This is a genomic window from Rahnella contaminans (assembly GCF_011065485.1).
Lineage (GTDB): Bacteria > Pseudomonadota > Gammaproteobacteria > Enterobacterales > Enterobacteriaceae > Rahnella > Rahnella contaminans.
This window is the reverse complement of sequence record NZ_JAADJS010000002.1, coordinates 826894-848954: the sequence shown is the minus strand read 5'-3', so window position 1 is coordinate 848954 and position 22061 is coordinate 826894. Positions and strand designations below refer to the sequence as shown.

General features: G+C 52.7%; 22 protein-coding genes, 1 pseudogene and 1 riboswitch. Of the genes and pseudogenes, 16 read left to right on the top strand and 7 right to left on the bottom strand.

What is annotated here, in order from left to right; all coding sequences use genetic code 11:
• Positions 1-7 precede the first annotated feature (7 nt).
• The 11 genes from nadD (at position 8) to lipA (ending at position 10778) form a co-directional block, all read left to right on the top strand.
• Positions 8-685 carry a nicotinate-nucleotide adenylyltransferase gene (nadD, locus tag GW579_RS13045; protein ID WP_152326437.1) on the top strand — a complete coding sequence of 226 codons (678 nt, stop codon included), beginning with the start codon at positions 8-10 and terminating at the stop codon, positions 683-685.
• A gap of 206 nt (positions 686-891) precedes the next feature.
• Complete coding sequence (rsfS, locus tag GW579_RS13040) at positions 892-1209, top strand: ribosome silencing factor (protein ID WP_152326436.1); 318 nt, start codon at positions 892-894, stop codon at positions 1207-1209.
• A 3-nt stretch (positions 1210-1212) separates the two neighbouring features.
• On the top strand, positions 1213-1683 hold the full coding sequence (gene rlmH, locus GW579_RS13035) for a 23S rRNA (pseudouridine(1915)-N(3))-methyltransferase RlmH (protein WP_013576495.1): 471 nt from the start codon (positions 1213-1215) through the stop codon (positions 1681-1683).
• A 38-nt stretch (positions 1684-1721) separates the two neighbouring features.
• Positions 1722-3626, top strand: a complete 1905-nt coding sequence (mrdA, locus tag GW579_RS13030; protein ID WP_152326435.1) for a peptidoglycan DD-transpeptidase MrdA — start codon at positions 1722-1724, stop codon at positions 3624-3626.
• A 6-nt stretch (positions 3627-3632) separates the two neighbouring features.
• Complete coding sequence (gene mrdB / locus GW579_RS13025) at positions 3633-4745, top strand: peptidoglycan glycosyltransferase MrdB (protein ID WP_112287630.1); 1113 nt, start codon at positions 3633-3635, stop codon at positions 4743-4745.
• Between the two features lie 9 nt (positions 4746-4754).
• A complete protein-coding gene (gene rlpA / locus GW579_RS13020; protein ID WP_165059416.1) occupies positions 4755-5906 on the top strand; it encodes an endolytic peptidoglycan transglycosylase RlpA in 1152 nt (383 codons plus the stop codon).
• Positions 5907-6060: 154 nt separating this feature from the next.
• Positions 6061-7269 carry a D-alanyl-D-alanine carboxypeptidase DacA gene (dacA, locus tag GW579_RS13015; RefSeq protein WP_101075658.1) on the top strand — a complete coding sequence of 403 codons (1209 nt, stop codon included), beginning with the start codon at positions 6061-6063 and terminating at the stop codon, positions 7267-7269.
• Between the two features lie 113 nt (positions 7270-7382).
• The gene (ybeD, locus tag GW579_RS13010; protein WP_101075657.1) at positions 7383-7646 is read left to right on the top strand and encodes a DUF493 family protein YbeD; all 264 of its coding nucleotides are present in this window, start codon (positions 7383-7385) and stop codon (positions 7644-7646) included.
• 71 nt (positions 7647-7717) lie between these two features.
• Positions 7718-8401, top strand: a complete 684-nt coding sequence (gene lipB / locus GW579_RS13005) for a lipoyl(octanoyl) transferase LipB (RefSeq protein WP_165059414.1) — start codon at positions 7718-7720, stop codon at positions 8399-8401.
• Between the two features lie 160 nt (positions 8402-8561).
• Entirely contained in the window at positions 8562-9503 is a 942-nt protein-coding gene (locus tag GW579_RS13000; protein ID WP_152326432.1) for a YbeF family transcriptional regulator, read from the top strand.
• 309 nt (positions 9504-9812) lie between these two features.
• Positions 9813-10778, top strand: a complete 966-nt coding sequence (gene lipA / locus GW579_RS12995; protein ID WP_152326431.1) for a lipoyl synthase — start codon at positions 9813-9815, stop codon at positions 10776-10778.
• A 102-nt stretch (positions 10779-10880) separates the two neighbouring features.
• Here lipA and tatE read toward each other — a convergent pair whose 3' ends face one another.
• Positions 10881-11084: a twin-arginine translocase subunit TatE gene (gene tatE / locus GW579_RS12990; RefSeq protein WP_095921144.1), complete on the bottom strand. Its 204-nt coding sequence runs from the start codon at positions 11082-11084 to the stop codon at positions 10881-10883.
• Positions 11085-11341: 257 nt separating this feature from the next.
• Between tatE and GW579_RS12985 the strand changes: the two genes are divergently transcribed.
• Positions 11342-12406, top strand: a complete 1065-nt coding sequence (locus tag GW579_RS12985) for a diguanylate cyclase (RefSeq protein WP_165059412.1) — start codon at positions 11342-11344, stop codon at positions 12404-12406.
• Between the two features lie 49 nt (positions 12407-12455).
• Here GW579_RS12985 and GW579_RS12980 read toward each other — a convergent pair whose 3' ends face one another.
• The 5 genes from GW579_RS12980 to GW579_RS12960 all read right to left on the bottom strand — a co-directional run bounded on the left by GW579_RS12980 (position 12456) and on the right by GW579_RS12960 (position 17091).
• Entirely contained in the window at positions 12456-13253 is a 798-nt protein-coding gene (locus GW579_RS12980; protein ID WP_152326429.1) for an amino acid ABC transporter ATP-binding protein, read from the bottom strand.
• A complete protein-coding gene (locus GW579_RS12975) occupies positions 13250-14233 on the bottom strand; it encodes an amino acid ABC transporter permease (protein WP_165059410.1) in 984 nt (327 codons plus the stop codon). Before GW579_RS12975 ends, GW579_RS12980 begins: the two co-directional genes overlap by 4 nt.
• Complete coding sequence (locus GW579_RS12970) at positions 14230-15138, bottom strand: ABC transporter substrate-binding protein (protein WP_152326427.1); 909 nt, start codon at positions 15136-15138, stop codon at positions 14230-14232. Before GW579_RS12970 ends, GW579_RS12975 begins: the two co-directional genes overlap by 4 nt.
• Before the next feature lie 182 nt (positions 15139-15320).
• A complete protein-coding gene (locus GW579_RS12965; protein WP_165059409.1) occupies positions 15321-16115 on the bottom strand; it encodes a deaminated glutathione amidase in 795 nt (264 codons plus the stop codon).
• A gap of 13 nt (positions 16116-16128) precedes the next feature.
• On the bottom strand, positions 16129-17091 hold the full coding sequence (locus GW579_RS12960) for a substrate-binding domain-containing protein (protein WP_165059407.1): 963 nt from the start codon (positions 17089-17091) through the stop codon (positions 16129-16131).
• A 210-nt stretch (positions 17092-17301) separates the two neighbouring features.
• Between GW579_RS12960 and GW579_RS12955 the strand changes: the two genes are divergently transcribed.
• Entirely contained in the window at positions 17302-18648 is a 1347-nt protein-coding gene (locus GW579_RS12955; RefSeq protein ID WP_165059405.1) for an aminotransferase class I/II-fold pyridoxal phosphate-dependent enzyme, read from the top strand.
• A gap of 3 nt (positions 18649-18651) precedes the next feature.
• On the opposite strand, the pseudogene GW579_RS12950 reads toward GW579_RS12955, so the two are convergent.
• Positions 18652-19091 (bottom strand): annotated as a pseudogene (locus GW579_RS12950) (GNAT family N-acetyltransferase).
• 73 nt (positions 19092-19164) lie between these two features.
• Positions 19165-19227: riboswitch (Fluoride riboswitch) on the top strand.
• A 66-nt stretch (positions 19228-19293) separates the two neighbouring features.
• Here GW579_RS12950 and crcB point away from each other — a divergent pair.
• The 3 genes from crcB (at position 19294) to GW579_RS12935 (ending at position 21994) form a co-directional block, all read left to right on the top strand.
• Positions 19294-19677, top strand: coding sequence for a fluoride efflux transporter CrcB (crcB, locus tag GW579_RS12945; RefSeq protein ID WP_104922959.1), 384 nt, complete (start codon positions 19294-19296; stop codon positions 19675-19677).
• A 463-nt stretch (positions 19678-20140) separates the two neighbouring features.
• A complete protein-coding gene (locus tag GW579_RS12940; protein WP_152326422.1) occupies positions 20141-20797 on the top strand; it encodes a TetR family transcriptional regulator in 657 nt (218 codons plus the stop codon).
• A gap of 9 nt (positions 20798-20806) precedes the next feature.
• Positions 20807-21994 carry a multidrug effflux MFS transporter gene (locus GW579_RS12935; protein ID WP_152326421.1) on the top strand — a complete coding sequence of 396 codons (1188 nt, stop codon included), beginning with the start codon at positions 20807-20809 and terminating at the stop codon, positions 21992-21994.
• Positions 21995-22061 lie beyond the last annotated feature (67 nt).

The following is a 22061-nucleotide window of genomic DNA, read 5'->3' as shown; positions in this document are numbered from 1 at the left end:
CACAAGTATGTCACTCACCACCTCACATTCTTCCTCACGCCCGGCACCCTTACTGGCTTTCTTCGGCGGAACCTTCGACCCGATTCATTACGGGCACCTGAAGCCCGTGACCAACCTGGCCGGACAGGCCGGATTTGATCAGGTCATTTTGTTGCCTAACAACGTGCCGCCTCATCGCCCGCAACCGGAAGCCAGCTCGCAACAGCGTCTGTACATGGTTGAACTGGCCGTTGCGGGTAACCCGTTGTTTTCCGTGGACTCACGTGAGCTGAATGTCGATACGCCGTCCTACACCATTGAGACACTTGCAACGTTACGTAAAGAACATGGCGATGATTGCCCGCTGGCGTTTATCATTGGCCAGGATTCATTGCTGACCTTGCACAAGTGGCACCGCTGGGAATCGCTGCTCGATTTTTGTCATCTGGTGGTGATGGCGCGTCCGGGATATCAGGAACAGCTCGATACGCCGGCGCTCCAGCGCTGGTACGACGCACACCGGGTGGTCGATGCGGAGAAACTCAAACAGAAACCCGCCGGATTCATTTATCAGGCCAATACACCGCTGATAGATATTTCAGCAACGGAAATCCGCGAACGGCGTCATGCGGGGCTTGATTGCTCAGATTTGCTGCCATCTGCCGTTGAGCGCTATATAGAATCACAGGGCTTGTACCGCGAGTAGCTAACGCGTGGTATACTGCGCCGCTTAATTTCGGCTCTCGATAACGCTGCGTGATTAACCAATACAATGTATTGATTGTTAAACGTTTTCAGTTGTTTTCCTGATAACCGCTATGTGTATCCATCATGAGACAGGCCTTTGCTTCGGTGATTCACCGGCGGCTGTCTTGTGAGGTCAATTGTTTCAAACATCCCCAGGGGGAACCTTTGCAAGGTAAAGCGCTCCAAGATTTTGTTGTCGATAAAGTCGACGACCTGAAAGCACAAGACATCATTGCCATTGATGTTAAAGGTAAATCCAGTATTACTGATTGCATGATTATTTGTACCGGTACATCCAGCCGCCATGTAGTGGCTATCGCCGGACATCTGGTTGAAGAAGTGAAAGCGGCCGGTATGGACGCGATGGGCGTGAAAGGCATCAACGAAGCCGACTGGGTTGTTGTCGATCTGGGCGAAGTCATCGTTCACGTCATGCAGGAAGAAAGCCGTCAGCTTTATGAGCTCGAGAAACTCTGGGGTTAATGCGTGAAACTGCAACTTGTCGCCGTCGGCACAAAAATGCCTGACTGGGTACAAACCGGTTTTAACGATTACCTGCACCGTTTTCCGAAAGATATGCCGTTTGAACTGACTGAAGTTCCGGCAGGGAAACGCGGTAAGAACGCTGATATCAAACGCATTCTTGAAAAAGAAGGCGAACAGATGCTGGCTGCTGTCGGTAAAGGTAATCGCATTGTGACCCTGGATATTCCGGGCACACCGTGGGAAACCCCGCAACTGGCACAACAACTGGAACGCTGGAAACAGGACGGACGAAATGTCAGCCTGTTAATCGGCGGCCCGGAAGGGTTGGCACCGGCCTGTAAAGCCGCAGCGGAACAGAGCTGGTCGCTCTCTCCGTTGACACTTCCTCACCCGCTGGTTCGGGTTCTGGTCGCGGAAAGCCTTTACCGCGCCTGGAGTATTACCACTAATCATCCATACCACCGCGAATAACGGGTGGTGAATGTCAGCAACATGAATTAAGTAGTGGGATGAAAATAGATCGTAACCCTTTTCGCGACTATACGGCTGAATCAGCCCTCTTTGTGCGCCGTGCACTGGTGGCGTTCATCGGCATTCTGCTACTTAGTGGTATCCTGGCTTTCAATTTGTATAACCTGCAGATTGTCCGTTTTCAGGATTATCAGACCCGTTCCAATGATAACCGTATCAAGCTGGTGCCGATTGCGCCAAGCCGCGGCATTATCTATGACCGCAACGGAACCCCGCTGGCGTTAAACCGCACGATTTATCAGCTCGAACTTGTGCCCGAAAAAGTCGATGATCTTCAGGCCACGCTCGAAGGGCTGAAACCTATCGTCGATTTAACCCCGGACGATATCGAGAACTTCAAAAAAGAGCGCCAGCGTTCGCGACGCTTTACGTCTATCGCGGTGAAAACGGCACTGACCGAAGTTCAGGTCGCGCGTTTCTCCGTGAACCAGTTCCATTTTCCCGGCGTTGAAGTCAAAGGCTATCAGCGCCGCTATTATCCATATGGCTCAGCCCTCACGCATGTTATCGGCTACGTTTCGAAAATTAACGATCGTGACGTTGAGCGTCTGGATAAAGACGGCATTCTGGCAAATTACGCCGCAACGCACGATATTGGCAAACTCGGCATAGAACGCTTTTACGAAGACACGCTTCACGGCAAAACCGGCTATGAAGAAGTGGAAGTTAACAACCGTGGCCGCGTGATCCGTCAGTTGCATGAGGAGCCGCCTCAGGCCGGGAAAGATATTTATCTGACCATCGACCTGCCGCTTCAACAATATATTGAAGTCCTGCTGACCGGCAGCCGCGCCGCCGTGGTGGTTACTGATCCGCGTGATGGTGCAATCCGCGCGCTGGTGTCTAACCCAAGCTATGATCCGAATTTGTTCGTCGACGGGATTTCCAGCAAAGACTACAGTTCGTTGTTAAACGATCCGAACAAACCACTGATCAACCGTACCACGCAAGGCGTTTACCCGCCGGCGTCAACCGTGAAACCGTATATTTCCGTGTCGGCGCTGACGACCGGTGTGATCAACAAAAACACCTCTCTGTTTGACCCCGGCTGGTGGCAGTTACCCGGCTCAGACAAGCGCTATCGTGACTGGAAACACTGGGGTCATGGCCGCCTGAATGTGACCAAAGCCCTTGAGGAATCCGCGGATACCTTCTTCTACCAGGTTGCGTACGATATGGGGATTGACCGTCTTTCTGAATGGATGGGGAAATTCGGCTATGGTCAGTACAGCGGTATCGACTTATCCGAAGAGCGCAGCGGCAATATGCCAAACCGCGACTGGAAATTTAAACGCTTTAAAAAACCGTGGTATCAGGGTGACACTATTCCTGTCGGTATAGGCCAGGGTTACTGGACCGCAACGCCGGTGCAAATCATGAAAGCCATGACCACGCTGATTAATGACGGCAATGTCAAAACGCCGCACCTGTTGCTGAGCACGAAAGTTGATGGCAAACAGGTGCCGTATCAGCAGCAGGAAACCACGCAGATTGGCGATATCCATTCCGGCTATTGGGAAATTGCGAAAGACGGGATGTATGGTGTTGCCAACCGTCCGAACGGCACGGCCCGTAAATATTTCGCCGATGCGCCTTACAAAGCGGCCGCAAAATCCGGGACAGCACAAGTTTACGGTTTGAAAGCCAATGAAATCTATAATGCGCATAAGATTGCTGAACATCTGCGTGACCACAAACTGATGACCTCTTTCGCGCCGTATGACAAACCAACCGTCGCCGTTGCTGTAGTGCTGGAAAACGGTGGTGCAGGCCCGGCGGTAGGGACAATTTCGCGGCAGATACTCGACCATATTTTACTGGGCGATAACACGACACAACTGCCGGCTGACGCACCCGCGCCACCGGGAACTGAAGGTGATTAACCGGCAATGACTGAGAACCAACAAAAAAGATCATTGTGGTCGAAAATGCACATCGACCTGACCATGTTGCTGATCATACTTGCGCTGCTGACGTACAGTGCGTTCGTGATGTGGAGCGCCAGCGGTCAGGACATGGGCATGATGGAACGTAAAATCGGCCAGATCCTGATGGGTCTGGTGATTATGCTGGTGATGGCACAAATCCCTCCGCGCGTTTATGAAAGCTGGGCACCTTATCTCTATATATTCTGCGTTTTCCTGCTGGTGCTGGTCGATGCGTTTGGCAGTATCAGTAAAGGCGCGCAACGCTGGCTGGATTTAGGGATTATCAAATTTCAGCCGTCAGAGCTGGCGAAAATAGCCGTTCCGCTGATGGTCGCCCGCTTTATCAACCGCGACGTTTGCCCGCCGTCGTTGAAAAATACGGCGATTGCGCTGGCGCTGATTTTCATCCCTACTCTGCTGGTTGCTGCGCAGCCGGATCTGGGGACGTCAATTCTGATTGCCGCATCCGGCCTGTTTGTCCTGTTCCTGTCGGGCATGAGCTGGAAACTGATTGCGGTCGCCGCCATTCTGGTCGCTGCCTTTATTCCGATATTGTGGTTCTTCCTGATGCACGATTATCAGCGAGACCGCGTCATGATGCTGCTTGATCCGGAGAGCGATCCGCTCGGGGCGGGCTATCATATTATTCAGTCGAAGATTGCGATTGGCTCCGGCGGTCTCTCCGGCAAAGGCTGGTTGCACGGAACGCAATCACAGCTGGAATTTTTGCCAGAGCGTCATACCGACTTTATCTTTGCCGTACTGGCCGAAGAACTGGGCCTTATCGGCGTGCTGGTTCTGCTCGGGCTTTACCTGTGCCTTATCATGCGCGGGCTGGTGATCGCGGCCAATGCACAGACCACATTTGGGCGCGTAATGTCCGGTGGTTTGATGTTGATTCTGTTCGTTTATGTGTTTGTTAACATCGGTATGGTCAGTGGTATTGTCCCGGTAGTTGGGGTACCTTTGCCTCTGGTCAGCTATGGCGGGTCGGCACTCATCGTGCTAATGGCAGGGTTTGGTATCGTCATGTCGATACATACTCATCGAAAAATGTTGTCAAAAAATTTATAGAGGTGAGCAATGCGTAAGGAGTGGCTTGGAGCTGTCATTATCGGTTTGCTGTTAAGTGGCTGCACCACTGATGATACTCAGCAACAACAACCGGCACCGCAACAAGCCTACAACGGCCCTGTGGTGGAAATCGGCGGGGCTGATCCGCGTTACGAACCTTATAATCAGGGCACGATGCAGGATTATACCGTCAACGGTAAAACCTATAAAATCGTCAAAGATCCGTCAAACTTCTCACAAGTCGGTCAGGCAGCCTGGTACGGTCAGGAAAACGGCGGCAATACCACGGCAATTGGTGAAGAATTCGACCCGACAGCCATGACGGCGGCGCATCCTACCCTGCCAATTCCAAGCTATGTGCGCGTTACCAATATGGCAACCGGACGTATGCTGGTGGTGCGTGTAAATGACCGCGGCCCGTATGTTCCGGGCAAAATTATTGATTTGTCTCAGGCTGCGGCAGATCGTCTGAACCTGACTAACAGCACCAAAGTCCGCGTTGATTTCATTAACGTTGCGCCGGACGGTACGATGTCTGGCCCGGGCACCATCGGTACCACTGTGGCCAAGCAATCCTACGCCCTGCCATCGCGCCCGAGCCTGGGTGCCAGCAGCATGGGAACGCCGACGCTGTCCTCAGAACCGGTGAACACTTCTGATGTGCGCCCGATCAGCAACAGTACGCTGAGCAACCCGAACGCAGCACCGCTGACCAATGACGAAGACAGCAGCAACGCAAATGTGCCTGCTGCTACCACAATGTCCGGCAACAGCGGCGGTGGGGGTTTTCTGAGTGCGCCAACGCCATTGCGCGCAGGCGTACTTGAAGGCAGCGAACCTGTCGCGCCGGTGGTAACAGCCAGCGCAGCACCGGTTATCGCGGCCTCTGCCGCGCCGGTTGCCGCCGCACCAGCGCATACTACTGCCATTCCGAGTTCTGGTTATATGGTACAGGTCGGTGCGCTGAGTAATCCTCAAAACGCACAGTTATGGCAGAAAAGCCTGAGCCAGCGCTTCAACGTTCCGGGCAAAGTGCAGGCCAATGGCAGTACTTACCGCGTTCAGCTTGGGCCCTTCAGCACGCGCCAGCAGGCGGTTCAACTGCAACAGCGGCTCGCCAGCGAAGCCCAACAGCAATCTTTTGTCACTGCCAGCATGTAATACCCCTCCGGGGCTCAGGCCCCGGACTTATAAGTCCCTTTTCTTATAAGTAAAAGTCAGTAAGCGCCGGTAATCGAAGATGTCTGACTTATGACTCTTCTGCTATAGTGGCGCACGTTTATCACTTACCTCCACGGATGTTGTTGTCCCGATCATGAAACTTGTAAACACTTCACGTTTAGTCAAAAGCCTCGCATTTGGCACCGTTATCACTTTCAGTGCAGCGTCCGCCTATGCCGACGATGTTAATTTAAAAACAATGATCCCTGGCGTTCCGCAAATTGATGCAGAAGCCTACGTCCTGATCGACTACAACTCCGGCAAAGTTCTGGCGGAAATGAATGCTGATGCGCGCCGAGACCCCGCCAGCCTGACCAAAATGATGACCAGTTATGTCATCGGTCAGTCCATCAAAGCCGGCAAAATCTCTCCGACCGACATCGTCACCGTGGGGCCGGACGCCTGGGCAACCGGTAATCCGGTGTTCAAAGGTTCTTCCCTAATGTTCCTCAAACCCGGCGATCGCGTGCCAGTTTCTGAACTCAACCGCGGCATTATTCTGCAATCAGGCAACGATGCCTGTGTGGCAATGGCCGATCACGTCGCCGGAAGTCAGGATGCGTTCGTTGCCATCATGAACAACTACGTGAACGCGCTGGGCCTGAAAAACACCCATTTCGGTACCGTCCATGGTCTGGATGCCGCCGGTCAGTACAGTTCTGCTCGCGACATGGCGTTGATTGGTCAGGCGCTGATCCGCGATGTACCGGAAGAGTACGCAACCTATAAAGAAAAAGAATTCACCTTCAACAATATCCGCCAGATGAACCGTAACGGCTTGCTGTGGGATAACAGCCTGAACGTTGACGGCATCAAAACCGGCCATACCGATTCCGCGGGTTATAACTTGGTGGCATCCGCAACAGAAGGCCAGATGCGTCTGATTTCTGCTGTCATGGGCGGGCATACTTATAAAGGCCGTGAAGTTGAAAGCAAAAAACTGCTGACCTGGGGCTTCCGTTTCTTCGAAACTGTATCTCCGTTGAAAGCAGGTAAAGAATTCGCCTCTGAGCCAGTCTGGTTTGGTGATACCGATCGCGTTGCGCTGGGCGTTGAGAAAGATGCTTATCTGACCATCCCGCGTGGCCGCATGAAAGATTTGAAAGCCAGCTATGTGCTGAACACACCTGAACTGCACGCGCCATTGCAGAAAAATCAGGTCGTGGGTTCAATCAATTTCCAGCTTGATGGTAAAACCATTGATGAACGTCCGCTGGTCGTGATGAACGAAGTGAAAGAAGGCGGTTTCTTCGGCCGCATCGTCGATTATATCAAGCTGATGTTCCACCACTGGTTTGGCTAAGTTGTCCGCTTGAAAAAGTTTGCAACAATCCCCATATAATCGGTATAGATTATGGCTCCCGCTTCGGCGGGAGTTATACTTTCAGAGATAATACTTAATACGCTGGAGTGCACATGAAAACCAAACTGAACGAACTGCTCGAATTCCCTTGCTCCTTTACCTACAAAGTAATGGGCCTGGCACAACCCGAGCTGGTGGACCAGGTTGTGGAAGTCGTGCAACGCCATGCGCCTGGCGACTACAATCCTCAGGTAAAACCGAGCAGTAAAGGGAATTACCACTCCGTTTCAATTACGATCACCGCCACCCACATCGATCAGGTCGAAACCCTGTATTCTGAGTTGGGTAATATCGAAATTGTCCGCATGGTGCTGTAAGCCCTTTCTGACCGACCCGCGCGAGAGAAATTCTGTCGCGCGTTTCCCTCCTCCTACTGACGATAACTGCCGTGCAATCACATAATCCGCAAGAACGTATCGTACTGCGCCAGCTTGGCCTTCAGCCGTATGAGCCTGTCTCTCTGGCCATGCACCATTTCACTGAGCACCGGAACGCCGACTCGCTGGACGAAATCTGGCTGGTTCAGCATCCGCGCGTCTTCACTCAGGGTCAGGCAGGAAAGGCAGAGCATGTTTTAATGCCCGGCGATATTCCGGTGATCCAAAGCGATCGCGGCGGTCAGGTCACCTATCACGGACCGGGCCAGCAGGTGATGTATGTGATGGTCGATTTGAAACGGAAAAAACTGGGCGTCCGTCAGTTAGTCACGGCTATCGAACAAACCGTAGTGGATACGCTGGCGCACTTTTCTATCGATGCCTACCCGCGTGCCGATGCGCCCGGCGTTTATGTCGATGGCAAAAAGATTTGTTCCCTCGGCCTGCGCATTCGAAAAGGATGTTCATTGCACGGTCTGGCATTGAATATTGATATGGATCTCGAGCCGTTTCACCGGATTAATCCGTGCGGGTATGCAGGTCTGGAAATGACGCAGGCCAGCCAGGAAAAACCGGGACTGACCGTTGACCAGGTTATGCCGGTTCTGGTGAAATCCTTTAATCATCGTCTTGATTATCAGCAAGTTGATTATCTGCCCTGGCAAATTGAGCAGTACGCGACTTCGCCGCTCTGATTCCTGTGCTTTACCATCAGACTTATCAACGTTTTAGCAGTTTTACTTCGCATTCTGGTTTACTATCACCCGCTGAACTTCTTAGCATTTTATCGCTTACGGATAAGCATACTTCCCGGCTAATAACCGGGACAGTCCTTCACACTGCCGGGAAATATTTATGGATGATAACGATATTAGTGCCAGCCTGAATAAGCTTCATAACCTTGATCTCAATTTGCTCACCGTTTTCGAAGCGGTATATCTGCATAAAGGCATTGTTCACGCCGCGAAAGCGCTGAACCTGACGCCGTCTTCAGTCAGCCAGTCCATTCAGAAATTACGCAATACCTTTCCCGATCCGCTGTTTATCCGTAACGGACAAGGTATCAGCCCGACGGCGTATGCCATTAATTTGCATCAGCACATCAGTCAGGGTTTGAGTTCGATTCTCACCGGTCTGGACTTTACGCACGATAACGACAAATCCCGCGTACTGACCATCAGTTGTTACCCGTATGTCGCACTACAAACGTTTCCGCTGATCCTCAAAGAGCTGATGAAAATCAACAGCAACTACACGCTGAAACACCTGCCGCTCAGCGATCCGGAAGATACGCTGATCCAACATCGTGCGGATTTAGTGATTGATACCAGCCCGCTGTTTAACAAGTCACTGAAAGGCATCCGGCTGATGTCAGATACCGCGGTATTTGTGTGCAGAAAGAATCACCCGACGCTGGATAAAACCATTACGCTCCAACAGGCTCTGGCCATGCCGCAGACCACCGTGGTGACAAACGCCAGCGATCTCAAGCGTATACAATTTGAAATCAGCGGTTTCCTGCCAGATCGCCCTATAGTGTTTACCAGTTATAACGCAATAAACTCTCTCTCGATGGTTTCCAACACCGATTTGCTGGGGATATTGCCGAGAAAAATGGTCGAACTGCTGCAAAAAAGTTTTCCGGTCGATATCCTCGAATCGGATATTCCAGCGGTGTCATTTGATATCATCATGTATTACAACAAAACGGCAAAAAGCGATAAAACGCTGAGCATGATTATTGATGCGATCAAACTGGCTTTCTCACAGGATGAATCGCTGACGTCTTCCGGCTGAATTTTCGGAATCGGCGAAAATATTTACACACCATTAACACCAGAAGAAGATAACGAGAGTCGCACTTAAAAAATTATATATATCAAAAAATTAAGTGATAAATAAGACTAGTTTTTTAAGGAAAAAATCTTCTTCAGGTTAAAAAAATGCAGCGTTTAGCACTTCAGGCTATGTGTAAAGGCTGAATCCGGTGATGCTTCAATGATATAATTTCCGCATTATTTCTACTTTTTTTGATGAATCAGCCAGTTCATTGAATGTCCTGAAAAAACTCGAGTTACGAGAGACGAACCTGGAAGCTGCAAGATTATGAGTAAACCGATTCAGATGGAACGCGGCGTCAAATACCGCGATGCAGATAAGATGGCGTTAATCCCGGTGAAAACCGTGGTCAGTGACCGGCAGGAAATGTTACGTAAGCCGGCATGGATGAAAATCAAGTTGCCTGCGGACTCAACGAAAATTCAGGGCATTAAATCCGCACTGCGCAAGAATGGCCTTCACTCCGTTTGTGAAGAGGCTGCATGCCCAAACCTTTCAGAGTGCTTTAACCACGGCACCGCGACCTTCATGATCCTCGGCGCAATTTGTACCCGCCGCTGCCCGTTCTGCGACGTGGCACACGGTCGTCCAACCGCGCCGGATACCAATGAGCCGGAAAAACTGGCACAAACCATCGCGGATATGGGATTGCGTTATGTCGTCATCACCTCGGTTGACCGTGATGATTTACGTGACGGCGGCGCGCAGCACTTTGCCGACTGTATCACGGCGATCCGCGCTAAAAACCCGACCATCAAAATCGAGACACTGGTACCCGATTTCCGTGGCCGTATGGATCGCGCCCTGGATATTCTCAACGCCAGCCCGCCGGATGTGTTTAACCACAACCTGGAAAACGTGCCGCGCGTTTACCGTCAGGTTCGTCCGGGCGCTAACTACGAATGGTCACTGACGCTGCTGCAACGTTTCAAAGAAGCGCATCCGGAAATCCCAACCAAATCAGGCCTGATGGTCGGTTTGGGTGAGACAAACGAAGAAATCATCGAAGTGATGCGTGACCTGCGCCGCCACGGCGTCACCATGCTGACGCTGGGTCAGTATCTGCAACCCAGCCGTCACCACCTGCCGGTGCAGCGTTACGTCAGCCCGGAAGAGTTTGACCAGATGAAAGAAGCGGCGATGGAAATGGGCTTCACGCACGCCGCCTGTGGCCCGTTCGTGCGTTCGTCTTATCACGCCGATCTGCAAGCCAAAGGGTTAGAAGTGAAGTAATATCTCGTTACTTCTTGATGCCCAAAACGCAAAAAAGGTTGTTCATAAGAACAACCTTTTTTAATGCCCGAAATTTGTAACCGGAATTAATTCCGTAAAAACTCAGTCTTTGTGTTCGACACGCTCGGCTGGTTTTTCTTCGGCAGTGGTTTTTTCAGCAGGCGCCGGATCATCATTCATGGCTTTCTTGAAGCCACGCAGTGCTGCACCCAGGTCACCGCCCAGAGAACGCAGTTTGCTGGTACCGAACAACAGAACGATCAGCACGCCGACCACCAACAATTTAGTAATACTTAGACCTTCCATACATACCTTCTTTACACTGAGTGCTGGAATACAGCAGTGACAATTTGCCGTTATTAACGGCCATTCGCGACGTTAATACAACCCGAAAATGTAACAGAACGGATCCAGAACTGTGCGCATTGTGACCAGAGTAAGCTATTATGAGCTTGAATAGCACGCTCATAAAGTCTTTCAGTTTTTAAAATCTGTAAAACACCTTCAAATTTGATTTCGACCAGATTATTAACCCGGGTTAACTGACCCTGTAATGAGAACCGATGCCGAAAAAGCTTCATACGACTCTGGTTAACGATACTCATCATTCCGGAATACGTTTTGCCAAAAGGACTTATTTGCCCCGCATCGTCGGGCTGGGAACGGGCAGTTTTTGTGTCGGCTCGGTGATGATTGAGCACACAACGCCCGTCTGGCTCTGGCTGTTGCTGTTTTTAAACGGATTCATCTGGCCGCACATTGCCTACTGGAAAGCAAAGCGTTCGGCAAGCCCGTTTAACAGTGAAATCAATAACCTGAAGGCCGACGCCATTTTCGGCGGCATATGGATTGCAATGATGGGCTTCAACGCCCTGCCCTCTGCCACCATATTTGCCATGATGGGCATGAATAATATCTCCGCAGGCGGCCAGCGGTTATTCTTCCGGTGCGTTATCGCGCAAATTACGGTTGCCATTGCGCTACTGCTTGTCGCCGATATCCCCTTCATGCCCGAAACCACGCCGTTCCAGCTTTATCTCTGCCTGCCAATGATCATGATTTACCCGATTTTTCTCGGCAACGTCACCTACCGCACATCCCGAAAACTGGCCGAACATAAACAGGCCATCATGCAAATCAGTGTGCGCGACGGACTGACCGGGCTGTACAACCGTCGCCACTGGGAATCGCTGCTTAACACCGAGCTGGAAAGCTTCCGCCGCTACCGGCATAAGACCACGCTGGTGCTGATCGACATCGATCACTTTAAGGCCATCAACGACAATTACGGGCACAGCGTCGGCGATCAGGCCATTATTCTGCTGGCACAGGAATTACAGCATACGATGCGCGCCGCCGATATTATCGGCCGGTTTGGGGGTGATGAGTTCGCCGCTATTTTGCCGCACAGCACGGAGCTACAGGCCCGGCGCGCGATAGAACGTTTGCAAAGCCGGCTGGATAACAGCCTGTTTCCGCAACATCCTGACCTGAGAATCCACATCAGCGCGGGTATTGCTGAATGTGATGACGTTCAGGAAACCGCGACACACTGGCTGAATGCCGCTGACCACGCATTGTATGAAGCCAAAAAAAACGGGCGGAACCGGGTGGAAACGGCAAGTTAATCTCGCCCGGTTCCCGGTTTCAGCCCGTCTGGTTTTCCTGTTGTAAACGTCAGATAAAGCGGCTGAGAAACGCCTGAGTACGCGGATGCTGCGGATTGACCAGCACTTCATCCGCAGCACCCTGCTCGACCACATAACCGCGATCCATAAAGACCACCCGGTCAGCCGCTTCTTTTGCAAACCCAATCTCATGCGTGACCACAATCATGGTCAGCCCCTGCTGCGCCAGATCACGCATCGTGGCCAGCACTTCACCCACCAGTTCAGGGTCGAGCGCCGATGTCGGCTCATCAAACAACATCAGTTTCGGTTTCACCGCCAGCGCGCGGGCAATCGCTACTCGTTGCTGCTGACCACCGGAAAGATGACGCGGATAAGCATCGGCTTTGTCGCTCAGCCCGACTTTCTGCAACAACTCACGGGCATATTTTTCGGCCTCATGGCGGCTTTCCTTATGCACACCGACCGGCGCTTCAATAATATTTTGCAAAACGGTCATGTGCGGATACAGGTTAAATTGCTGGAATACCATCCCGATATCACGGCGCTGGCGCGCAATCGCCCGTTCGGATAATTTATGCAACCTGTCGCCACGCAGCTCGTAACCGATTTGCTCGCCACCCACCATGATTGAGCCACGGTCGATATCTTCCAGATGGTTAATACAACGCAGGAATGTGGATTTCCCGGACCCGGAAGGCCCCAAAATCACCACCACCTCGCTGGGTTTGACATCCAGATCAATGCCTTTGAGCACTTCGTTATCGCCATAGCTTTTATGCACATTACGGGCAACAACCAGAGATGCCGTTTCGGATGACTGCGCGTCGGCAGAAAGTTGACTCATAAGTCCTCCTTGCGGGCCAGGCCCGGTGGATTCATAACAGGAACCCCTTTTTCTTCCGCATTTTCCTGACGACGCTTGGCGCTCGCCACCGTGCGACGTGTGCCACGGGAATAATAACGTTCAATCGCCGACTGGCCGAGGTTCAGCACTGAGGTGATCAGCAGATACCAGACCACCGCCACCATCAACATCGGCACCACTTCAAAGGTGCGGTTGTAAATGGTTTGCACCGAGTACAGTAAATCGCCCATTGCGATCACACTGACCAGCGATGTCGCTTTGATCATACTGATCAGCTGGTTACCTGTTGGCGGAATAATCGAACGCATCGCCTGTGGAATGATAATCCGGCGCAGCGCACGGCCACGGCTCATCCCGAAGGCCTGCGCCGTTTCGGCCTGACCGTTATCAACCGACAGCAAACCGGCACGAATGATTTCCGCCATATACGCCGCTTCATTCAGCGCCAGACCGGCAATCGCCGCCGTCAGCGGGGTGATCAGATCATTGGTATTCCAGCTCATGTATTCCGGCCCAAACGGGATGCCGATCACTACGCGGGGGAACAGCGTCGACATGTTGTACCAGAATAAAAGCTGCACCAGCAGCGGTGTGCCACGGAAAAACCAGATGTATAAACCGGCCAGTTTGCGCAGCAACAGGCTGTCAGACAAACGGGCGATCGCCAGCATCAGGCCGATGAACACCCCGATCAACATGGACACCACGGTCAGGCCGAGCGTAACGCCCAGGCCTTTGATGATCGTCGCTTCTGTGAACCACTGCGCGACCACATGCCATTCGAAATTAGGGTTATGCGAAACGGCCCAAATCACATCGGCGGCAATCAGCAGCGCGACAATCCACGCAATCCAACGGCCAATGTTGCGTGGCGCGTGGGAGAATTCAACGTTACGTCGTGGATCCTGCGTATAGTCGTCCTTGACTGCCGGCTTTGAACTATACGTTTTATCAGTCATTTAGGTTGTGCCTTTGCCAGATTGATCCCCGGCGCCTGGATCATGTTGCCTTCCAGACCCCATTTTTTCATGATGATGGCGTAAGTCCCGTTATCGAACAGTTTCTGATATCCCGCCAGAATAGCGTCACGTACAGGAGAATCCTTCGCGACCACCGTTCCCTGGAAAATATCGCCAAAACCGTTGGATTTGCCGGTGCCGGTCAGTTCCAGCTGGCCATTCGCTTTCTCAACGAAATAGGTCAGCGGTGCCTGAGAAGAGAAGAACGCGTCCGAACGGTTAGAACGCACGGCCAGAATCGAGGTAGGCTGGTCAGAGAAAGATTGCACGGTAACCGCCGGTTTACCGTCTTTCACGCACACTTCAGACTGCTTACGGATCACCTGTTCGGCAGATCCACCCGCCATGACGGCGATGCGTTTACCGCAGGTATCATCCAGAGAATTGATGTTTTCCGGGTTGCCTTTACGCACGCCGAACACCACGAACTCCTTTACAAAATCAATAAAATCATTTTTCGCCTGACGATCCGGGTAATCACCAATCGGGCCGATACCCATCTGATAACGCCCTGCAGCCATTCCGCTGAGGATGCCGGATAAACCGCTTACGGAAGCGTGCTCAATTTTCACACCCAGCACTTCTGCCAGTGCATGCGCCAGATCCGCACTCGCGCCATCCAGGCCATTCGCCCCGGTCACGATTTCGTACGGAGGAAACGAGCCGTTGTTCACAGAGGTCATCACACCGGATTTTTGAATATCCGCAGGTAATTTGGCGTGAATTGCCGGATCCATCGTCTGAGCCGGGATCGCCACCGTTTCAGCAGCAAAGGCATTCATGGACGTTACGGAAAGTAATGCAGCGGTCAGTGCAGCAGCCTGACGTAATTGTTTTGCCATCATTTTCTTATTCCTCTGTGTAAAAAGTCGGTCTGTGAGTTTATGAATGTTGTGTATTTATAATGAAAACCTTCCCTGGCTCAGATCGTGTTTAAGTCTTATGAAAAACGAGTTCCCTGGTGAGGCGCTCGGTACGGCTTTATTCACCGGACGGTGCAACCGTTGAGGACCGGCTGCAGTCAGGTTCAGTCATTGCGCAGTTGCGGCAAACCGAAGCGGCGGTTCGCCAGCACAGGCAATACTTTACGGGCATGCGCCAGACGATCTTTGTCCAGCTCAGCAAAAACCAGTGCAGGGGCTTCAGCCGCGCGGGCAATCGCCACGCCCAGCGGATCGACCACCATACTGTTACCGATATTACGTTCACCGCATTCGCCGACAGCGACCATATACGTAGTGTTTTCCAGCGCACGGGCTGTGACCAGCACTTCCCAATGCATTTCTTTCAGCGGACCTTTGACCCACGCAGCCGGCAAGACCAGGACGTCCGCGCCATCAAGTACCAGACGACGCGCCAGCTCAGGGAAACGCACGTCGTAACAGGTCATCAGGCCGACATTAAACCCTGCAACCTCAACCAGTGGTGGTACATCGCTGCCCGGCGTGACGTTTTTAGATTCCTGCGAGGAGAACGCATCGTAAAGATGCAGCTTACGGTATTCTGAAATGATTTCACCATTCCTGATAGAAATCAGTACGTTCCATGCGCGACCATCGGGTGCAGGCGTATGAACGCTCATCATGGTCGTCATCTGATTGCTGCGGCTGGCGGCCACCAGCTGGCTGACGAACGGACCATCCAGCGGTTGTGCGGCTTTCAGAACCAGATCAGGATCAGTGATGTCGCGCGCCAGAATACCTTCCGGCAGCACCAGTAAATCCACGCCTGCTTCCAGAGATTTCGCCATCAGCGAAAGGCAGGTTTCAACGTTGGCTTCCCATTCGCGGGAAACAGCAAACTGACCTAATGCAACTTTCATTTTTACTCTCCCGTCACTTTTGTGTGGCGAACTGAGGGAACAAATCAGCCGGTGTGAGGCGCTGCGCCGTCAGCTTCTGGGCATATAATTCATGTGCAAAATCGTCGATCATTTTTTCATTGGCGGCGAAACCGTTTGCGTTCCAGTCCGCAGGTAAATCAACCACTGTACGACGCAAGTCGTCCAGCAACCACGGTGTGGTATCAGCATATTTTGCGCGTTTATCCATCCAGACCTGATAAGAACGGTCGATGATTTCACTCAGCGCCTGCGGCAGCCACGGATGTTCTTCGGCCAGGGCAGGTTTAATCGCCAGCAGGTGAATGCCGGGGATGTAACCCACGCGGTTGAAATAGGCCAGCTCTGCCGCACGGAAATCAGGCTGGAACTGACGGAAACCGGAATCAGGCTTGAAGAAACCGTCAGGCATGAATGGCGTGAATACGGCGTCCAGCCAGCCTTCCTGCAACAGTTCCATCATCGGGCGCTCTTCGGGCACCGCTTCAATGCGCCCTTCGCGACCAAACCCGGCCAGACGATCGACAACCGGATGCGATTCCGTCAGACGTCCAACGTACCAGTTTGCGTCTTCAATACCGACGCCTTCCAGCGCCAGCAGCGTACGGGTCCAGGTGTTGCCGGAATCCTGCCAGCCGGTCAGGCCAATGCGCTTGCCTGCCAGCTGAGAAAGTTCGGTCAGCGGGCTGTCTTCACGGGTGATGATGCAGCGCTGGCGGAAACCACGCATCAGAAAGTGTGGGATCGCCAGCAGATCAGATTCACCGCGAGCCCGCCCCTGCGCATAACGGCTGAAAGAGACTTCACCCGCGTCATATTTATCACTGGTCGCCAGGTTATCCACCAGCGTTCCCACGCGATCTATCTCGAGATTAAACCCTTCAGGTTTAAGGTCGCCCAACGCCAGCGGCGTAAAATAATCCCAGTCACGAACAGCCAGCCTGATGGTAATCGTCACATCTATCCCCTTAAGTGTCAGCATGGTTGATATGCAGAAAGACAACTGTGCGTTTACAAACCTTATCGGAAACGCACCAAATTCTTTTACGAAGGAGATCATGTTCAGCGTAATGTGATTATTTTATCGCCTCCGTTGGCTAAGTTTGATACTAATGGCATAAATTAATATGTACAATAGAATCTTTGTTACTGAACAAAAGGCAAAAACATGGCAGATAAACCCCTCGAAAAAACGCTGGATGCAGAATGGTTAGCGACACAATTACAGGATCGTTCGATGCGGGGCATTGCAATTGAAACAGCGGCGATGATCCGGTCCGGCGTCATCGAGATCGGCACGCATCTGCCCGCTGTCCGTGAACTGGCGCAGGCGCTGGGCGTCAGCCCGGCCACGGTATCTGCCGCCTGGGGTCAGCTCCGGCGCCAAAAAGTGATCGCCGGGCGAGGCCGCAACGGCGTCTGGGTGTGCGGTGACATGCTGTCGCCGCGCCCGGCAAGGTTTGAAAAAATCGGTAACTTTGGCGAGCATATTATTGCGGATCTCGCGCTGTCATCGCCCGATCCGGCGCTTTTGCCTGATTTGCGAGAAGCCATGCAGCACGGCGTTGGCGCAGATAACCTGAATAGCTATCAGCGCGAAGCCATCGCGCCTTCGCTGCTGGAAGCCGCACGTCAGGACTGGCCTTACGACGCACCGGCGTTCATGTCTGCCGACGGCGGATTTGACGGCATGAACCTCACGCTACAAACCCTGCTGATGCAAGGTTCCGTCGTGGCGATTGAAGACCCGACCGCCACGCGTTTGCTCGATATGCTGGATAATCTCGGCGCGCAGGTGATCCCGGTAAAATGCGATGAGTTCGGCCCGACGCCGGAATCTCTGAGTCTGGCGTTGTCCAAAAATCCGTCCGCGTTTATTTACCAGCCGCGCACCCATTCGCACTGCGGTCACGCCATGAATGCGGAGCGTTACGCGGAGCTGGCCGAAATTCTCCGCCACACCAATACGCTGATTATTGAGGATGACGGCATCGGGCAATTATCCCGCTACGCGCCCGTCAGCATGGGCAGCGTATTGCCGGATCGCACGGTACATGTCCGTTCGTATTCCAAAGCTTACGGGCCGGATTTACGGCTGGCGGTGATTTCCGGTTCGACGGATTTGATCAAACAAATCAAATCATTCCGGAACTTCGGAGCGGGATGGTCGAGCCGAATTTTGCAGGAAGCTCTGGCGTGGCTGATCAAGGATTCTAAAACGCAGGAAAGCATTGCCCATGCGAAAGCGGTTTACGCTCAGCGCCGCAAATCGATGTCTGACGCGCTGCGCATTCGCGGAGTAAATATCCCGGAACGCGACGGGCTGGCAATGTGGATCCCCGTTCCGTCGGAACAGTTTGCGCTGGTCACGCTGGCGGCACGCGGCATTGCTGTTCTGCCCGGCGAGCGCAGCCGCATTGGGCCGGGGCAGTTTATCCGTATCAGCACCAGCCAGATTAAACCTGAGAAAGTGGACCTGATTGCCGACGCCATCGTTCTGGCGCTGGGCGCATGATGATCAGCGGGGCGTCAGCTTTTTCATCAGATACTTAGGCGATTCCTCATATTCCGCGCGGGCATAAAACACGTGCGCGCGGACACGGCGCGTATGGCTGTGAACTTCCATCCGGTCACAGCCACGGTCGCCGGCCAGCCTTTCAGCCTTTCAGCCTCATCGAGCAATTGTTGCCCGATACCTTCGCCACGCGATTCACTGCTCACGCACAAATAACTGATCCGGCAGAATTCACCGGCGAGGGCGATTTGCGGGATAAAATGCAGCGAAATAAAACCGACGGCGCGCCCTTCGTTCTCTGCTACCAGCAAACGGCTGTCCGGATTGGCGGCCATTACGACAATCCGCTCAGCGATCGCTTCCGGCGTATTGGGATAATCCAAATCGCCGAGTAATCCCGCCAGAACCTGTGCGTCGTTTACATCACCTTCTCTGATTAACATGGCTATTTCCTTGTTAAAATCTGTTTCTCATTCGCGGCTACACAATCACTATCACACACGGTAAACTTACTGCCTGCAATATGGAGATGACATTCCTCCCAAACCGCCTTTACCGGCTGATGATGTCTACGCAATCTCGTGAGAGGTTCGTAGCGTCGTGCCCGGGCCTTTCTGAATTTCACTTTTTTTTAAGGTTTTTTTTATGTTCAGTACCTTTCTTGCTGTGTTGATTGGTGGTGCGGTTGGTAGTGTCGCTCGCTGGTATCTCGGGCTCAAAATGAATGTGATCACGCCTGTGGTGCCTCTCGGTACGCTGGCCGTCAATCTCATCGGCGCATTTATTATTGGCCTGGCCATCGCGATTTTTGGCCGCATGAACAGCGTCGATCCGGTGGTTAAAGCGCTCATTACGACCGGTTTCTGCGGCGGGCTGACCACCTTTTCCACGTTTTCCCTGGAAGTTGTTACGCTGTTGCAAATGGGCCGTTTTGGCGATGCCCTGCTCAATATCGCGCTTAATCTTTTCGGCTCGATTGCCCTGACGTTGCTCGGCTTCATGCTGGTCAGCTGGTACACGGCGCACTGATCCTACCTTCCGGCGATGCCTTTTTTATGACAACGGGCATCGCTGTAACAAATTTGTGACACAGCTTCACCCCTTCTCTGCGTTTCTTAATGTTTCCTTCATGTTATCTGCAGATAATGGCAAAACCCGCTCAGGTTTATAAATTGAGGTATGCCATGTTTTCTGTTCCAAAAACGTCTTCTGAATTTCTGGTTGTTGCCCTCTGTATTCTTACTGTAGTGGCTTTTTTACAGGCATATTTTAGTTAGACAGATGCGCCCTGCGCGCCCGTAGTACACCCTTTTCCGCCGACGGCGCATTCCTGATGGATGCGCCGTCGGCCTTTCTGGATCCGTGAAAACACACTGAAACGAAGCGTCACTTTTCATTCCATTCATAATACAAATATTTACCTGTTCCTCCTTATTGCCTATAATTGAGAATGATCGTTCACACTCATTTTCAACAGAGGTGCCAGGTATCCATGCTTCACCCACAACTTTGCAGTAAAGACGCGCGCATCAGTGCGCGACGCGACCAGATCATTGCCGCCGCCCGGCTGTGTTTTCGCAAACACGGTTTTCATGGTGCAGGCATGGCCGAAATCGCCAAAACGTCGCAGCTCAGTGTGGGGCAGATCTACCGGTATTTCGCTAATAAAGACGCCATCATCGAAGAAATTGTTCGTCGCATCGTGATGAAGAAAATCCGCCTGATGACCGGCAACGCGCATAACTTGCAGCAGGTTGCTCATAACCTGGCACACCGCCGGATTGGCAATTTAAGCGCGCCTTATAAAGAGGATCAGTGTATCGAACAAAAAGAACAGGCAGAGATTGACCACGCGCTGATGCTTGAGGTTGCCGCAGAAGCGACCCGCAATCCTATCGTGGAAAAAATCTGGCGCGATTCAGAAAAACAACTGTTCAGCGAAGCAAAATCCCTTCTCAGTGCAACTTTCCCGCAATTTTCAGAGGCTGAAATGACGGCAAAAGTCGAATCTCTGGCGGTGATCTGTGAAGGCACCGCATTCCGACGTATGACTACCGTTCACGCCGACGCAGAGCATCTGGAAGCTTTATACAATCGCTACTTCCAGGATCTCTTTGGCACGGATTTAACCACCAGCAAACTGGAATAAACTTTTACCATGAGCGCTCATCTGCAAGAAAAACGCCTCGGTTACGCCCTGGTTCTCGGCTCGCTTGCCGCCCTCGGCCCGCTATGTACAGATTTATATTTGCCAGCATTGCCTGAAATGGCCGGCGATCTCAACACTTCCACCGCCAGCGCTCAGCTGAGCCTGACCGCGGGTTTACTCGGCCTCGGTTTCGGCCAGCTATTATTTGGCCCGCTCAGCGATCGTTATGGCCGCATGCGCCCTTTGCTGTGGTCTCTGGCGTTACTGCTCGCGGCATCGGTCTGGTGCGCCGTCGCGCAGGACATCAATCAGCTGATTGTCGCCCGTCTGTTACAGGGCATTGCGGGCGCAGGCGGCGCTGTGCTTTCACGCGCCGTCGCCAGAGATTTGTATAACGGCCATGAACTCACACGGTTCTTCGCGCTGCTGATGCTGGTAAACGGACTGGCGCCGATTATCGCGCCGGTGCTGGGTGGCGCCATGCTCAGCTGGATGAACTGGCGGGGAATTTTCGCTGTGCTGGCCTTTATTGCCATCCTGCTGTTCAGCTTCTCATCCCTGAAACTGCATGAAACCTTGCAGCCGGAACGCCGTGCGCAAGGCGGTATTTTCAGCATGCTCGGTTCCGTTTTCAGCCTGCTGGGACACCGTCCGTTTATGGGGTTGTGCCTGACGCAAGGTTTTATCATGGCGGGGATGTTCGCCTACATCGGCGCTTCGCCTTTCGTACTGCAACAGATTTACCATCTTAGCCCGCAGATGTTCAGCCTGTGTTTTGCCATTAACGGTATCGGGCTGGTGATTTCTGCGCAGGTTTCCACGCGCCTCAGCCGCCGTTTCGGTGAAATGGCGCTCGTTAAAGCCGGGTTAGTGATAGCGGCCGTGGCATCTGTTGCGCTGGTGATGGCTGCCAGCCTGAATGCGCCGCTGGTGACGCTGCTGATTCCGCTGTTCTTCTCGGTGATGGTGATAGGGATTATCGGGCCGAACGCCGGGTCGCTGGCGATGCAAAGTCAGGGGAAAAATGCGGGGAGCGCGTCTGCGCTGCTTGGCGTGTGTATGTTTGCGCTGGGTGCGATTGCCGTACCGGTCACCGGTTTTGGCAGCATGCCTGCGTTGTCCATGGGCCTGACGATTTTAGGCTGTTACGCGATCGCTATTTTGATGTTCGTGACGCTGGTGCGCAAAACCGCGTAAGGGTTTACCGTTATACGCACTAATGTCCAGGCAAAAAAAAACCCGCTTCGGCGGGTTTTTTAAGAAA